General features: G+C 67.9%; 14 protein-coding genes. 6 read left to right on the top strand and 8 right to left on the bottom strand.

The annotated features are described in order from the left end of the window. Nucleotides 1-856: LysR substrate-binding domain-containing protein (locus tag RSO01_RS42570; protein ID WP_147156680.1), on the bottom strand; the 856-nt coding region annotated here is incomplete at its 3' end. Between the two features lie 105 nt (nt 857-961). Here RSO01_RS42570 and psrA point away from each other — a divergent pair. Genes psrA through phnE form a run of 4 tightly spaced genes read left to right on the top strand, consistent with a single transcriptional unit; the run spans nt 962 to nt 4,607 of the window. Beyond that, a complete protein-coding gene (gene psrA / locus RSO01_RS42565) occupies nt 962-2,074 on the top strand; it encodes an iron-containing alcohol dehydrogenase PsrA (RefSeq protein ID WP_147156679.1) in 1,113 nt (370 codons plus the stop codon). A gap of 24 nt (nt 2,075-2,098) precedes the next feature. Further along, nucleotides 2,099-2,977 (top strand): phosphonate ABC transporter substrate-binding protein, encoded by an 879-nt coding sequence (gene phnD, locus RSO01_RS42560; RefSeq protein ID WP_147156678.1) that lies wholly within the window; start codon nt 2,099-2,101, stop codon nt 2,975-2,977. Nucleotides 2,978-2,979: 2 nt separating this feature from the next. Further along, complete coding sequence (phnC, locus tag RSO01_RS42555; protein ID WP_147156677.1) at nt 2,980-3,810, top strand: phosphonate ABC transporter ATP-binding protein; 831 nt, start codon at nt 2,980-2,982, stop codon at nt 3,808-3,810. Between the two features lie 2 nt (nt 3,811-3,812). Then, complete coding sequence (phnE, locus tag RSO01_RS42550; RefSeq protein WP_147156676.1) at nt 3,813-4,607, top strand: phosphonate ABC transporter, permease protein PhnE; 795 nt, start codon at nt 3,813-3,815, stop codon at nt 4,605-4,607. Nucleotides 4,608-4,767: 160 nt separating this feature from the next. Here phnE and ade read toward each other — a convergent pair whose 3' ends face one another. Then, nucleotides 4,768-6,483: an adenine deaminase gene (ade, locus tag RSO01_RS42545; protein ID WP_147156675.1), complete on the bottom strand. Its 1,716-nt coding sequence runs from the start codon at nt 6,481-6,483 to the stop codon at nt 4,768-4,770. Between the two features lie 54 nt (nt 6,484-6,537). Between ade and RSO01_RS42540 the strand changes: the two genes are divergently transcribed. Then, nucleotides 6,538-7,287 (top strand): sulfite exporter TauE/SafE family protein, encoded by a 750-nt coding sequence (locus RSO01_RS42540; RefSeq protein ID WP_281291625.1) that lies wholly within the window; start codon nt 6,538-6,540, stop codon nt 7,285-7,287. Between the two features lie 209 nt (nt 7,288-7,496). After that, nucleotides 7,497-8,465, top strand: coding sequence for a Bug family tripartite tricarboxylate transporter substrate binding protein (locus tag RSO01_RS42535; RefSeq protein ID WP_147156674.1), 969 nt, complete (start codon nt 7,497-7,499; stop codon nt 8,463-8,465). A 2-nt stretch (nt 8,466-8,467) separates the two neighbouring features. Here the strand turns inward: RSO01_RS42535 and RSO01_RS42530 are convergent, their stop codons facing one another. From RSO01_RS42530 to RSO01_RS42505, 6 genes are all read right to left on the bottom strand, one after another. Next, nucleotides 8,468-8,812, bottom strand: a complete 345-nt coding sequence (locus RSO01_RS42530; protein ID WP_147156673.1) for an antibiotic biosynthesis monooxygenase family protein — start codon at nt 8,810-8,812, stop codon at nt 8,468-8,470. Continuing rightward, nucleotides 8,809-9,726 (bottom strand): alpha/beta hydrolase, encoded by a 918-nt coding sequence (locus RSO01_RS42525; protein ID WP_147156672.1) that lies wholly within the window; start codon nt 9,724-9,726, stop codon nt 8,809-8,811. The genes RSO01_RS42530 and RSO01_RS42525 overlap by 4 nt, the downstream gene beginning before the upstream one ends. Nucleotides 9,727-9,780: 54 nt before the next feature. Then, on the bottom strand, nt 9,781-10,665 hold the full coding sequence (nadC, locus tag RSO01_RS42520) for a carboxylating nicotinate-nucleotide diphosphorylase (protein ID WP_147156671.1): 885 nt from the start codon (nt 10,663-10,665) through the stop codon (nt 9,781-9,783). 3 nt (nt 10,666-10,668) lie between these two features. Continuing rightward, a complete protein-coding gene (locus RSO01_RS42515) occupies nt 10,669-12,231 on the bottom strand; it encodes an L-aspartate oxidase (RefSeq protein ID WP_147156670.1) in 1,563 nt (520 codons plus the stop codon). Between the two features lie 11 nt (nt 12,232-12,242). Further along, a complete protein-coding gene (gene nadA / locus RSO01_RS42510) occupies nt 12,243-13,217 on the bottom strand; it encodes a quinolinate synthase NadA (protein ID WP_147156669.1) in 975 nt (324 codons plus the stop codon). A 438-nt stretch (nt 13,218-13,655) separates the two neighbouring features. Continuing rightward, the gene (locus RSO01_RS42505) at nt 13,656-14,576 is read right to left on the bottom strand and encodes an NUDIX hydrolase (RefSeq protein WP_147156668.1); all 921 of its coding nucleotides are present in this window, start codon (nt 14,574-14,576) and stop codon (nt 13,656-13,658) included. Nucleotides 14,577-14,646: the final 70 nt, after the last annotated feature.

Here is a 14,646-nt window from a genome sequence, read left to right as displayed (position 1 = left end):
GGTCCTTCAGCACAGCCAAGAACGCTCTCACCAAGCGCGCGTTCTGTCGCTCCCGCAGATGCACGACGTGGGCGTAGGTGTAGATCTCGGCATCCGTCACCGGCAGCGCCCGGATGCGCGGATCGGGGATGAACTCCGCCTCCGACACCACGCCGAGCCCGATCCCCTTCGCCACCGCCTCGCGGATCGATTCGCGGCTGCCGATCTCCATCACCACCTGCGGCTCGACGCTGGCCTTCCGCATGGCCTGGTCGAAGGCAAGGCGCGTCGTCGAGCCGGCCTCGCGCACGATCAGGCGTTGCCCCTGCATGTCGCGTGCCCGGATGCCGCGGCGGCGGGCGAAGGCATGGTCGGCCGGGCACATCACCACGACCCGGTGCTGGCGATAGGGAATCGCCACCAGCCGCGGATCGGGCTCGACGTGCGCCAGCACCGCCACGTCGGTGCGATAGTCCAGAAGGTCGGCCACGGTCTGGCGTGAGTTGCCGATCGTCACCGACACATAGAGGCTGGGATAGCGCGCATTGAACGCCGCCAGCATGTCGGTGACGTGGTACGGCCCGACGGCGCCGACGCGCAGGTGCCCCGTCTTGAGCTCGCGCGTCTCGTTCAGGTAGTCGGCCGCCTCCTTCTCGTCGGCGAACAGGCGGCGGGTGATGTCGAGAAGCCCGGCGCCGGTCTCGGTGAGCTCGATGCGCCGGCCGCGCCGCACGAACAGCTCTATGCCGAATTCGTCCTCCAGCGACTTCACCTGGGTGGTGATGGTGGGCTGGCTGACGCCGAGCTCGCGGGCGGCGGCCGTGAAGCTGCCGCCTTGCGCCACCGCATGGAACGACCGGAGCTGGGTATGCCTCACATTGATTTTATCAATGGATCATCGAGAAACTTTGAATTGGATGAATGTGAGGCCGGCGCCGAAGATTGTCCACCAAGGAACAAGAAATCTCGGGAGTGAGCGCGGATGTGGCGCTACCGCAATCCGGTGGACGTGAAGTTCGGGGCCGGCGTGTTCGACACGCTGGGCAAGGTGCTGGCCGGCCGCGCCTATTGCCTCGTCACCTATGACGACGCCAACGGCGGCGGCGTCTTCGCCGACCTCACACGCCGTGTCGTCGCCATGGCCGGCGCCCCGGCCGTCATGGTGCGCAACATCGGCCCCAATCCCGATTTCATTGGCCTCGCCCAGTCCTGCCGCACCTACGCATCGGCAGCACAGCCCGTGGAAGCCATCGTGGCGCTGGGCGGCGGCTCGGTGATGGACGCGGCCAAGGTCCTGGCCGCCGCGGACGGCGACTTCGACAGGGTGAGGCGCCATCTCCAGACCGGCGCCGGCGGCGAGGAACTCGCCTGCACCCCGATCATCGCGATCCCGACGACGGCCGGCACCGGCAGCGAAGTCACTTCTTGGGCGACGGTGTGGGACACCGAGGCCATGAAGAAATATTCGCTGGCGCGCGAGACGCTCTATCCCGAAACGGCGCTGGTCGACCCCCTCCTCACGGTCGGCCTGCCGCGCGCGGTCACCATCAGCACCGGTCTCGATGCGCTGAGCCACGCGCTGGAAAGCATCTGGAACGTCAACGCCAACCCGGTCTCGAGCAACCTTGCCGAGACGGCCGCGCGCGAGGTGCTCGAGGCCCTGCCGCTGCTGGCCGACGATCTCGCCAGCGAGGCGCTGCGCACCCGTCTCGCCCGCGCCAGCCTGTTCGCCGGGCTTGCCTTCTCCAACACCCGGACGGCGCTCGCCCACGCCCTCTCCTATCACCTGACTTTGCATCACGGCGTGCCGCACGGCATCGCCTGCTCGTTCAGCCTGCCCATGGTGATGCGCGCCGTCGCCGGCTGCGACCCGGCCTGCGACGCCGCGCTGAAACGCATCTTCGGGTCCGATCTGGCGGCCGGCGCCGCACAGCTCGAAGCCTTCCTGAAGCGGCTGGGCATCTCGCCCAGCGCCACCGACCACGGCATCGCCGCGCGCGACTGGCAGGCGCTGGTCGACGACGCGTTGGCCGGCGACCGCGGCCGCAACTTCATCGGACGCCGGGAGACGCTTTTGGCCGAAATGGCCGCCTGACAAGAAACGACGACGGAGGAAACAATGACCAAGATCACACGCCGCACATTCGGAGCGCTTGCTGCCGCTTCGGCCGCGGGCTCGTTGCTTGCAGGCAATGCCCAAGCTCAGCAGCAGGTCCTCAAGGTCGGCCTGATCCCGTCCGAGGATTCGCGCGCCATGCTGGCGCAGAGCAAGGACATCCTCGACGCCCTGGAGAAGAATCTCGGCATGAAGGTCCAGGGCTTCGTCGCCACCGACTACAACGGCGTCATCGAGGCGCTGCGCGCCAAGCATCTCGACATCGCCTATCTCGGGCCGTTCTCCTACGTGCTCGCCACCACGGTGACCCCGGTCGAAGCCTTTGCCATCGCCGAGACCGCCAAGGCCGGCCGCACCTACTATCACAGCCAGATCATCGCCAAGAAATCGAGCGGCATCAAAACCCTCGAGGATCTCAAGGGCAAGAACTTCGCCTTCGTCGACCCGGCCTCGACCTCGGGTTACGCCTTCCCGCTCGCCGGCCTCCTGAAGGCCGGCATCGAGCCCAAGCGCGACTTCAAGACGGTGATCTTCACCGGCGCCCACGACGCCAACGCAGTCGCCGTCGCCAACGGCAAGGTCGATGCTGCCACCATCGCCGACCGCATCCTCGATGCCGCGATCGCCAAGGGTCATATCAAGGCCGACGAGATCGAGGTCGTGTGGCGCTCCGCCCCGATTCCGGAGTCGCCGATGGTGTGGCGCAAGGATCTCTCGCCCGAGCTCAAGGAGAAGGTGAAAGCCGCCTTCCTCGCCATCAAGGATCTCAACTGGTCCGACCAGGGCAAGCTGAACGGCTTCAAGGCGACCAACGACCAGGCCTACGACGTGGTGCGCGAGACCGCCAAGCTCGCCAACATCGATCTCAAGAAGCAGAAGTAGCGATGATCGAGATCCGCGGCCTGGCGAAATCCTACGGCGCCCATCAAGCGCTGAAGGACGTCACGCTGTCGATCCGGCCCGGCGAGTTCGTCGTCGTGCTGGGTCCCTCCGGCGCCGGCAAGTCGACGCTGCTGCGCTGCATCAACCGCCTGGCCCAGCCGACCGCCGGCGAGATCGTGGTCGAAGGCACGCCGTTCCGCTCCTCCGCCCGCGACCTGCGCCTGCTCCGGCGCAACGTCGCCATGATCTTCCAGCAGCACAATCTGGTGAAGCGGCTCAGCGTACTGAAGAACGTGCTGGTCGGCCGCATGGCCGACCTGTCGCCGGTCCTGAGCTGCCTGCAGCTCTTTCCCGAGGCCGACGTGAAGATCGCGCGGCATTGCCTGGAACAGGTCGCGATGAGCCACAAGGCCGACAGCCGCGCCGACGCCCTGTCGGGCGGCGAGCAGCAGCGCGTCGGCATCGCCCGCGCGCTCGCCCAGCAGCCCAAGTTCATGCTGGCCGACGAGCCCGTGGCGAGCCTCGATCCCAAGACCTCGCGCATCGTGCTCTCCTACCTCAAGCAGAGCTGCAAGGAGTCCAACATCGCCGTGCTCTGCAACCTGCACCAGATCGACTACGCGCTGGAGTTCGGCGAGCGCATCGTCGGCCTGTCGGCCGGCGAGGTCGTCTATGACGGCGCGCCGGCTGGCGTCTCGGGCGACGTCATCCGCCGCATCTATCCCGGGCTCGACGATCCCAACGTGCTCGATGCCGCGCAGCGCCTCACCGAGCGCCGCCGCGCTGCCGCCGAAGCCGTCATCGCCGCCGCCGCTGCCGAAGGGAGGGCCTGACCATGTCCCTGCAGTTCGTCGTCACCAAGCCGCGTGGGCCGCTCGGCTGGTGGATCCTGGTTCCGATTGTCAGCCTGACGATCGCCGTGCTGTGGTGGTCGGCGGCGGGCACCAAGCTCAGCATCGCCGACTTCATCGCCGGCCTGCCATGGATCGCCGATTTCGTCGGCCGCATGCTTCCGCCCAACTTCGCCTTCATGGAGAAGCTGATCCGGCCGGCCATTGAGACCGTGCAGATCGCGCTGTGGGGCACCTTGCTCGGCATCGTGCTGGCGCTGCCGATCTGCTTCTTCGCCGCGCGCAACCTCTCGCCCTATGCCTGGGTGTTCCACGGCCTGCGCCAGGTGCTGAACGTGATGCGCGGCATCAACGAGATCATTCTGGCGCTGATCTTCGTTGCCGCCGTTGGGCTGGGGCCGTTCGCCGGCGTGCTGGCCATCGCCCTGCACGGCGCCGGCATGCTGGGCAAGTTCTTCGCCGAGGCGATCGAGGAGATCGACGAGGGCCCGCTCGACGCCTTGCGCGCCGCCGGCGCCGGCACCCTGCAGCGCATCGTCTTCGGCGTGCTGCCGCAGGTCCTGCCGACCTGGATCGGCGTCGTGCTCTACCGCTTCGAGACCAACATCCGCGTCTCGACCGTGCTCGGCATGGTGGGCGCGGGCGGCATCGGCTTCGAGCTCATAAGCTCGATGAAGCTCTTCGCCTACGAGGACACGGCGGCGTGCGTGATCGTGATCCTGGTGTTGGTGCTGGTGGCCGACCTGCTGTCGTCGAAGCTCAGGGCGATGATCAGGTAGCCCCACCTCATAATCCTCCTCCGTCATACGGGGGAGGGTAGGGAGGGGGAAAGCCTCCCACTGGCCACTGAAAATTTCAGATCTGAAATGGGCGGAGATCATCGATGCGACTCTCCCCCTCCCTACCCTCCCCCGTATGACGGGGGAGGAAATGAGTCGTCTATGCCACCAACTCGAACTTATCGACGTCAACCAGTCCCTTGTCGGTGATCTTCAGGTGCGGAATCACCGGCAGCGCCAGGAACGCCATCTGCAGGAACGGCTCGTGCAGCGTCGTTCCCATCGCCACGACAGCATCGCGCAGCCGCCGCAGCCCCTGCTCGACCTCCTCGAACGGCCGATCGCTCATCAGGCCGGCGATGGGCAGCGCCAGCTCGGCCGTCACCCGGCCCTCGACCACGGCGGCAAAACCGCCGCGCAGGGCGATCAGGCGGTTCACCGCCGCCGCCATGTCGGCATCGTTACAGCCGATGACGCAGATATTGTGGCTGTCGTGGCCGATCGACGAGGCGATGGCGCCGCGGTTGATGCCAAAGCCTTTGACGAAGCCATGGCCGACGCTGCCGTGGTCGCTGTGCCGGCCCAGTACCGCCACCTTCAGGATATCGCGCTCGATGTCGGCCTCGAAGGCGCCGTCGTGCGTCGTCAGTTCGATCGATAGCCGATCCGTGAGGATCTGCCCGGGCCGAATGCCGATCACCGGCATCGCCCCATGGCTCGCCACCGGCATCTGGAAGGTCGCCGCCGTCACGGGCTTGAGCTTCACCGAATCGAGCCCGACCAGCGGCACATCGGGCCGCGCCTTGAAGCGATCCCGCGTCACCGGCGCACCGCGACAGATCACCGAATGCACCTTGCAGGTCGCAAGATCCTCCAGCAGCACGATGTCGGCGCGCTGGCCCGGCGCCACCAGGCCGCGATCGAACAGGCCGAAGTGCCGTGCCGCCGACCAGGTCGCGGCACGATAGGCATCGAGCGGCCGCACGCCGCGGGCAATGGCGGAGCGGATCAGGTAATCGAGGTGACCTTCCTCGGCAATGTCGAGCGGATTGCGATCGTCGGTGCAGAGCGCCAGGAACGGCGCCCGCTCGGTCGTGATCAGCTCTGCCAACGCCGCGAGATCCTTCGACACCGTGCCCTCGCGCACCAGGATCTGCATGCCCTTGGCGAGCTTCTCGCGCGCCTCGTCGGCCGAGGTCGTCTCGTGGCAGTTGCGCACGCCGGCCGCGATATAGGCATTGAGGTCGTAGGACGATAGTAACGGCGAGTGGCCGTCGATCTGCACGTCGGAGAAGGCTGAAAGCTTGGCTAGGACCGCCGGATCCTTGTTGAGCACGCCCGGCACGTTCATGAACTCGGCAAGCCCCAGCACCTTGGGATGCTGCTTGAAGGGCAGCAGGTCCTCCGCTTCCAGCCGAGCGCCCGAGGTCTCGAGATGCGTCGACGGCACACAGGACGAGAGCTGCACGCGCAGGTCCATGACCGTGACGGCGGCGCACTCCAGGAAGAATCTCAGCCCGGGCACGCCCAGCACGTTGCAGATCTCGTGGGGATCGCAGATCGCCGTCGTCGTGCCGCGCGGCACCACGCAACGGTCGAACTCGAGCGGCGGCACCAGGCTCGATTCGCAATGGACGTGGCTGTCGATGAAGCCCGGCACGGCGACAAGCCCGCGCCCGTCGATCTCGGTGGCGCCGTGGTAGGTCTCGTGCGTGCCGACGATACGGTCGCCGGCGATCGCGATGTCACCCACCGTCACGTCGCCCGAGGTTAGGTCGAAGATGCCGACCGACTTGATCACCAGGTCGGCCGGCGTCTTGCCGCGCGCCTGGTCGATGATGTCGGCAAGCCGGGATACGCTGAGGGGCTCTCTCATTGGGAAGAGATAGAACCGCTTCTTTGTGAAGGCAATGCGGCGGTATAAGAGGCCATTCCGGACTTGGTCCTCCTCTCCCTCGCCTTCGCGGCCGTCCTGCTGATCTCCTTCATGAAGGGGGCGTTCGGCGGCGGCTTTGCGATCGTCGGCATCCCGCTGCTGTCGCTTGCCATGGATCCCCTTCAGGCGGGCGCGCTGCTCGCGCCATTGTTCATAGCAATGGACCTTTGCGCCCTGGTCTATTGGCGGCCGTCGACCTGGTCGAAGCCCGATCTTCTGGTGCTGCTGCCCGGCCTCGCGGTCGGCATCGGGTTGGGCTTCCTGGTGCTGCGCTTCGCCAATCCGCATTTCGTCGCCATCGCCATGGCGGCCGTCACGCTCTTCTTCACCGGCCTGTGGTTCACCGGCGGCGGCCTGGTCCAGGTGAGCCCGCGCTCGCTGTGGAAGGGCGCGGTTGCCGGCACGGCCTCTGGCGTCACGACTATGATCGCGCATTCCGGCGGCCCGCCCGTCGCCATGTACCTGCTGCCGCTCGGCCTCTCCAAGACGCTCTATGCCGGCACGACGTCGCTCTTCTTCACGGTCGGCAATGCCCTGAAGGCAGGCCCGTGGCTCCTGGTGGCCAGCCCCGACTGGACCCTGATGGCGCTCTGCCTGCCGGCCTGTCCATTGGGCGTCTGGCTGGGCTGGCACTTCCATGCCCGCCTCGACCAGCGTCAGCTCTATCGCGCGTGCTACGCGTTGCTGACGGTGACCGCGCTGAAGCTCCTGTGGGATGGGCTGAGAGGCTACGGCCTCATCTGATTCACTGCCACTTCGCCGTCTACCAGTCCGTGAGACTGCGAGACGTGCGCGCGAGCCAGGTTCCCTTCTCTCGCCCATCGGACTCCAGCAGGCACCGCGCGACCATCGCGGCATGGCGTCGTTCGGCTGGCGATCCGGCGATGACGGCTTTGCTTTCCCGGGTCGACCACGGGTCCTAGGTTGCCGCCGCAACATCGAAGAGGAACGACATGCTCAATCGCCGCGTCGTCGTCGCTGGCACGATCGCCTCCCTCACCCTGCCGGGTGTCGCCTCGGCGCAAGGCCTGGGCGGCACGGTTCGCCTGGTCGTTCCCTACGGCCCGGGCGGCTCGACCGACACCTCCGCGCGGGTCCTCGCCGAACGCATGGCGAGCGATCTCGGCAAGACGATCGTCGTCGAGAACCGGCCCGGCGGCGGCACGATGGTGGGCATGGTCAACGTCGCCAAGAGCAAGCCCGACGGCAACAGCCTGCTGCTGATGACGACTACCGCAGCCCTGCTGCCGGCCTTCGACATGCAATTGCCGATCGACCCGCAGAAGGACCTCGCCATGGTGTCCCAGCTCGCCGACATCCCGTGCGTGCTGGCGGTCAATGCGAGCAACTCGGCCAAGACGTTCCCCGAGTTCCTCGAATGGGTGAAGGCCCAGACCGGCCCGGTCAACTACTCGACGTCGAGCACCGGCGGCCTGCCCCATCTGTGGGGCGAGCTCATAAGCACCCGGACCAACGGCAAGCTGCAGCACATCCCCTACAAGGCCGCCGCCGAGGCGTTGCGCGATGCCGTCGCCGGTCACGTCCCGGCGTTCGTCGATGTCACCACGCCAGTCGATGCGCAGATCAATGCCGGCACGATGCGCGGCCTGATCTGCGGCGCGCCCAAGCGCGTCGCCAACGTGTCCAGCGTGCCCACGGCCGCCGAGCTCGGCATGCCGGAGCTCGAAGCGGCCGTCTATTTCGGCGTCGCCACCACGGCCGGCACGCCGGCCGACGTGATCGCCTCCTGGAATGCCGCCATCAACGCGGCGCTGAAGGTCGAGAGCGTCCGCGAGCGCCTGACCGGCCTGGGCTACATCCCGACCGGCGGCACGCCTGATGCCTATGCCAAGCGCCTGGCCTCGGAGACGGAGCGCTGGCGCAAGGTGATCAAGGCAGCCAACATCCCGGCGCCGACCTGAGATCAGCCGTTGGCGCCGCGCGAATCGGCCGGAGCCTCGGCGCGCTCGGTCATGCCGTAGTCGCGCACCACGCTCGCGATGCGCAGCCGATAGTCGCGGAACACGCCCTCGCGGCCGCGCTTCTGGGCGGCGCGATGATGCTCGACGTTGCGCCATGCCGCGACCGCCGCCTCGTCGCGCCAGAACGAGAGCGACAGGAGCTTTGTCTCGTCTGTCAGGCTCTGGAAGCGCTCGATGCTGATGAAACCATCCATACGCTCCAGCTCGGGTCGCAGAGAGGCGGCAATGTCGAGATAGGTCTGCTTATGACCGTCGGCCGGCCATACTTCGAAGATCACGGCGATCATGGCGTCTCTCCTTTCAGAGCGCGGCCCACGGCCTCGTAGAGGACGCGGCGTCCGATTTCGAGATGCATCAGGTGGGTGCCGGCGTCGAGCCTGGTATCGTGCCGTTCGGGCGCCGACGTCGCCATCGCCAGCAGCCCGGCAACATCGGCATCGGTACAGAGTGAATCCCAGGCGCCGCGCACGATGGCGAGCGGTCGCGTGAGCTCGGCCGGATTCCACGCAAGATATCCGGCCCAGGCATCGGCGTTGTCGGCGCGCGGGCCGTTGGGGATGCGCACGGCAGGCGGCGTGCGGCTGGCCGAATCGGGATCGCTTGCGAGATAGGCGGGCGCCCAGCGGTCGAAGGCGACCAGCACCGGCGCGTGCCCCCTGGGCACGTCCTCGATGAAGCGGGCGTGCTGCGCCTCGACCGTAACGTCACTCCACGCGGGCAGGCTCGGCAGCACCGGTTTCGTGGCACGCCAGGTGATGGGGGCAAACAGCACCAGCCGGTCGATACGATCGGGCTCGGCGATTGCAGCCCGTGCCGCCGGCATGGAGCCCCAGGAATGCGCCACCAGCGTCGCCCGCGGTCGGCCGGTCTCCCGGCGGATCAGCGCGAGGACAGCCGCGATCTGGCCGGCCGCCTCGGGCGCGCGGCCGAGCGGCGTACAGTGTTCGGCCGGCGCGCTCATCGCCGGATAGCGGCCGCTCTCGCCGAAGCCCGCGAAGTCGAACGCCCAGGCGTCGAGGCCGCGCGCATTCCAATCATCCAGCCAGGAGCCGCCGCCGAAATCGAAGCCGACGGACAGGGCCGACGGAAAGGTGGCGCCGTGGACATAGAGCACTGGCGGTGCGCCGATGCGCGGCTGGCGACGGACGAACAGCGACGGGCGCGAGCCCGCCGCCGGAAGGCGAAAGGTCTGCTGGGTCATGCCCTGGAGATAGTCCCCTTCGCATGACCGACGATTCGGCGCCGACCGAACCGGTCAGGCCGCCGTCAGCCTTGTGTTGACATCCCGCAGGCGCTGCCAGTCCAGGCCGATATCGAGCACCTGCGCACTGTGCGTCAGCCAGCCGGCCGAGATCAGGTCGACGCCGCTCGCCGCAATGGCCGGCGCGGTCGCGGGCGTGATGCGGCCCGAGGCCTCGGCGATGGCCCGGCCATCGATGCGACGCACGGCCTCGGCGAGTTGATCGGGGCCCATATTGTCGAGCAGCACCGCATCCGCTTTCTCAGCCATTGCCTCGTCGAGCTGGTCGAGGCGATCGACCTCGACCTCGATCTTGACGAGATGGCCGACACCGGCGCGCGCGGCGCGGATCGCCGCCGCGACGCCGCCCGCCGCGGCGACATGGTTGTCCTTGATCAGCACCGCATCGTCCAACCCGAAGCGATGATTGACGCCGCCGCCGGCGCGCACGGCGTATTTCTGCAGGGCGCGCAGGCCGGGCATGGTCTTGCGAGTGCAGCAGATGCCTGCCTTGTGGCCGCGCACCGCCTCGACCAGGGTCGCCGTCGCAGAGGCGACGCCGCTGAGATGGCCCAAAAAGTTCAGCGCCACGCGCTCGGCGGTCAGCATGCCGCGCGCCGGTCCGACGATCGTGGCAACGCGATCGCCCGGCTTCACGCGGCTGCCGTCGGACCGCTCGATGCGGACCTGGATCGCCGGATCGACCAGGCGGAAGGCCAGCGAGGCGGCGTCGAGGCCCGCAACGACGCCAGTCTGGCGCGCCACCAGAGCGGTCTCGGCGCGCAGTGTGGCGGGCACGATGGCGTCGGTGGTGAGGTCGCCGGCGCGGCCAAGGTCCTCCAGCAGGGCGGCGCGCACCGGCGCCTCGATCATCAGGGTGGGCAAGGGTGAGAGCGTCATGGCTCAGGCTCCGGCGACGAGAGGTTGCGGGACAGTGGAAAGCGGCACGGCACGGCAGACGAGCCGGGTGCCGGTATCGTGGACGCGCTGGACCAGCCGGCGCGCCCAGGCAGGCGAGGTTTGCGGGAAGTCGGCGCGCCAGTGGCCGCCACGGCTTTCCTCGCGCGCGAGGGCTGCGGTCGCGATCATCAGAGCGACCAGCGCCGGATCGGCGGCGCTGCCGCCCTTGAAGGCAAGCGGCTGCAGATGGTCGACCGCACGCTCCAGTCCGGCACGGTCACGCACGACGCCCAGCCTCTCGCCGATCGGGCCACGCAGGGCCTTCACATCGGGTGCCGATGGCAAAGCGACTGGCCGCGCTGCCGGCAACGGCGCCGGCTCGATGTTGCCGAGGCTGTCGGCCACGGCGCTCGCCATGACCACGGCCTCGAGCAGCGAGTTGCTGGCGAGGCGATTGGCGCCATGCAGGCCGCTTGCCGCCACCTCGCCGCAGGCCCACAGGCCCTCGATCGTGCTGCGGCCCTCGCCGTCCACGGCGATGCCGCCCATGTGATAGTGCACCGCCGGCCGTACGGGGATCGCCTGGCGCACGGGATCGATGCCGGCGGCGCGGCAGCGTGCGGTGATGCCGGGGAAATGTTTTACGAAATCCGCGCCGAGCGCCGGCCTTGCATCGAGGAAGACGCGATGACCGGCCGCGATGTGCGCGGCCACGGCACGCGAGACGACGTCGCGCGGTTCCAGCTCGCCATGACCTTTGCCGGCCATGAAGCGTGCGCCGGTCTCGTCGACCAGCACGGCGCCCTCGCCGCGCACGGCCTCGCTGACCAGCGGCATGGGATCAAGCCCGACATCCAGCGCCGTGGGATGGAACTGGACGAACTCCATGTCGGCCAGCGCCGCGCCGGCGCGCGCCGCCAGCGCCAACCCTTGGCCGATGGCACCCAGTGGATTGGTGGTGTGGGCGTAGAGCCCGCCCAGCCCGCCCGTCGCCAGCACGACCCGTCGAGTCTGCAACAGGCAGGCGTCAGAGGGACCGGCCGCCAGCACGCCCGCGATGCCACGGTCATCGATCAGCAGGCGGCGGGCTTCCAGCCCCTCGATCACCGTGATCGACGGCGTGGCCTGCACCGCGGCGACCAGCGCGCGCATGATCGCGGCGCCCGTGCCGTCGCCCGCCACATGGACGATGCGGCGGCGGGCGTGTGCGGCCTCCAGGCCGAGCGCCAGGCGGCCGGCCTTGTCGCGGTCGAACACCACACCGTGGCGCTCGAGCTCGATGATGGCGGCAGGCGCCGCCGCGGCGATGCGGCTGACGACGATGGGATCGTTGAGGCCGTCGCCGGCCGCCAGCGTGTCGGCGGCGTGCAGCGCCGGCCGGTCGTCCTCGCCCACGGCGGCGGCGATGCCGCCCTGGGCCCACGCCGATGCCGCCCCCTCGTTGAGCGGCACCTTCGCCAGCAGGATGACGGGCCGCGGCGCCAGCCGAAGCGCCGTCATCAACCCGGCAAGACCGCCGCCGATGATGACGGGGCAGCCCGTAAGCTCCGAACGCATGGTCTGCATGCTCGCCTCCTTCAGTGAACCGCCAGCATGCGCTCGACGGCGCGACGGGCCGCGGCAGAGACGGCCGGGTCGATCGTCACCTCGTGCTGCATGGTCTCGAGCGCGCGGCGGATCTTGGGCAGGGTGATGCGCTTCATGTGCGGGCAGAGATTGCAGGGCCGCACGAAGTCAATGCCTGGATTGAGCGCAGCGATGTTGTCGCTCATCGAGCACTCGGTCATCAGCACGACGCGGCCCGGCTGCTCGCGCGTGACATAGTCGGCCATCGCCGCGGTCGAGCCTGCGAAATCGGCCTCGGCCACGACCTCGGGCGGACACTCCGGATGCGCGAGCACGACGACGCCGGGATGGCCGGCGCGTAGCTGGCGCACGTCGGCGGCGGAGAAGCGCTCGTGGACCTCGCAGTGGCCCGCCCAGGTGATGATCTCGACGTTGGTTTCCTTGGCGATGTTCTGCGCGAGATATTCGTCGGGCAGCATGATCACCTTGGGCACGCCCAGGCTCTCGACGATTTTCCTGGCGTTACCGGAGGTGCAGCAGATGTCGCTCTCGGCCTTCACCGCCGCCGAGGTGTTGACGTAGGTGACGACCGGCACGCCGGGCCAGCGTTGGCGCAGCAGACGCACGTCCTCGGCCGTGATCGATTCAGCAAGCGAACAGCCCGCGCGCAGGTCGGGGATCAGGACGCGCTTGGCGGGATTGAGGAGCTTGGCGGTCTCAGCCATGAAATGGACGCCCGCCAATACGATCACGTCGGCATCGACCTTCATGGCTTCGCGGGCGAGCGCCAGGCTGTCGCCGACGATGTCGGCCACGCCATGGAAGATCTCCGGCGTCTGGTAGTTGTGCGCCAGGATGACAGCGTTCTTCTCGCGCTTCAGCCGATTGATGGCATCGACGTCGGGCGCGAACTCCGACCATTCGGCCGGCAGGATCACCGACTTCACGCGTTCGTAGAGCTGGCTGGCTGGTGCGATGGCGGTCATGGGACACCTATATGCTCAATTTGAGTATATAAATGCTAAGTATGAGCATAAGGAGAGTCAAGGGTGCTCCCTGTGAGCATTTCGCTGTGTGCTCCTGGCCGGCCATAGAGGTTTTGATACGCTTGAAAGCATTGCTGGCAGGACACCACCGGTAGAGGTGCAGTCCAGCGCACTCCACTACGATGGGCGACCCGAACAGTTTTTGCGCCGTTTAGCCCTCTATGGAGCGCAAAAACTAGAACCGTAGTTGACTCGTGATCGAACTATAGTTATATTGGGCGTGCGCTCGCCTCCCGGCGGCTCTGCTCTATGCATCGTTCATCCGATACCATCGCGTTCGGCAGCAGCCCTGCCGGGTCCCATTTTCCGTCATCCCGAGCAAGCCGCCCGCTCCCGTTTGCCGCTCGGCCCGGCAAAACCTGTGTGCAGAGCTACTCGCTAGGAGCGGGCGAGAGGCAGCTTCGAGCCGGCGACGGCGCGTTCGAGCACGATTTCTCGCCGGAATCGGAAGAGCTTGGCCGGCCGGCCGCCGGTGCCGGCGGTCATGGCGCCGGTCTCCTCGACCAGGCCCTGCTGCTCGACCTGGCGGCGGAAGTTCTGCTTGTGCAGGGGCCGGCCGGCCAGCGCCTCGACGGCGCGCTGCAGCTGGCCCAGGGTGAAATCGGGCGACATCAGCTCGAACACGACCGGCCGGTATTTGATCTTGGCGCGCAGGCGGGCGATGCCGGTGGCGAGGATGCGGCGATGGTCGTAGTGCATCGGTTCGCCCGGCACCGGGTCGGCGACGGGCTTGCGCCGACGGCCGGCCTCGGGCACCAGCCCCGCCTCGTAGAGCAGCTCGTAGCGCTGCAGCATCAGCTCCTCGTTCCAATCCGAAAGGTCGAAGTTGCCTTCCACCCTCTGCCGGCGCTGGCGCCTTGCGTCATCGGTCACCGCGTCGATCCAGCTCTTGAGCCGCGGCAGGATCGCCCGCGCTAAAACCTTGGGCGGGCCCTCGCGCCAATCCTCCCAGGGGAAGTAGCGATAGAAGCTCTGCCAGCCGGGCTCGTGCTGGCCGGCCGCGGCGCGCTCGCGCGTCAGCCCCAGATAGGAGATCGAGACGATGCGATAGCCCATCGTCGATTCGCGGTAGCGGTCGGCGAAGGTGTAGAGCTGCTCGACATAGCCCAGCGGATGATGGGTCTGCCGCTCGACCCAGGCACGCACGCCTGCCTGCAGGGTCGGATGATCGCCCTCGAACGGGCCGGACGGCAGCAGGGCGCCGTCCTCCAGGGTCAGGACCTGCGGCTCGTCGTCGATCAGCGCCACCAGTACTGCATTGAGTTCGACGGCGACGGGGCGAGGTCCGGTAGAGGGCATGCGCCGCCATTATGCCTGTTCTTTTCGGCACGCGCCGCCGGCTATGAGAATTTGCTGTCACCCCGAGCGC

It is taken from the genome of Reyranella soli, assembly GCF_007992495.1.
GTDB classification, from domain to species: Bacteria; Pseudomonadota; Alphaproteobacteria; order Reyranellales; family Reyranellaceae; genus Reyranella; species Reyranella soli.
This window is presented reverse-complemented; position numbering and strand designations above follow the sequence as displayed.

Excerpts from the sequence above, each read along its gene's own strand:
- ade (WP_147156675.1), bottom strand. The coding sequence starts at position 6,483 with ATGAGAGAGCCCCTCAGCGTATCCCGGCTTGCCGACATCATCGACCAG.
- psrA (WP_147156679.1), top strand. The coding sequence starts at position 962 with ATGTGGCGCTACCGCAATCCGGTGGACGTGAAGTTCGGGGCCGGCGTG.
- nadA (WP_147156669.1), bottom strand. The coding sequence starts at position 13,217 with ATGACCGCCATCGCACCAGCCAGCCAGCTCTACGAACGCGTGAAGTCG.
- phnE (WP_147156676.1), top strand. The coding sequence starts at position 3,813 with ATGTCCCTGCAGTTCGTCGTCACCAAGCCGCGTGGGCCGCTCGGCTGG.
- RSO01_RS42525 (WP_147156672.1), bottom strand. The coding sequence starts at position 9,726 with ATGACCCAGCAGACCTTTCGCCTTCCGGCGGCGGGCTCGCGCCCGTCG.
- RSO01_RS42515 (WP_147156670.1), bottom strand. The coding sequence starts at position 12,231 with ATGCAGACCATGCGTTCGGAGCTTACGGGCTGCCCCGTCATCATCGGC.
- nadC (WP_147156671.1), bottom strand. The coding sequence starts at position 10,665 with ATGACGCTCTCACCCTTGCCCACCCTGATGATCGAGGCGCCGGTGCGC.
- phnD (WP_147156678.1), top strand. The coding sequence starts at position 2,099 with ATGACCAAGATCACACGCCGCACATTCGGAGCGCTTGCTGCCGCTTCG.
- RSO01_RS42535 (WP_147156674.1), top strand. The coding sequence starts at position 7,497 with ATGCTCAATCGCCGCGTCGTCGTCGCTGGCACGATCGCCTCCCTCACC.
- RSO01_RS42530 (WP_147156673.1), bottom strand. The coding sequence starts at position 8,812 with ATGATCGCCGTGATCTTCGAAGTATGGCCGGCCGACGGTCATAAGCAG.
- RSO01_RS42505 (WP_147156668.1), bottom strand. The coding sequence starts at position 14,576 with ATGCCCTCTACCGGACCTCGCCCCGTCGCCGTCGAACTCAATGCAGTA.
- phnC (WP_147156677.1), top strand. The coding sequence starts at position 2,980 with ATGATCGAGATCCGCGGCCTGGCGAAATCCTACGGCGCCCATCAAGCG.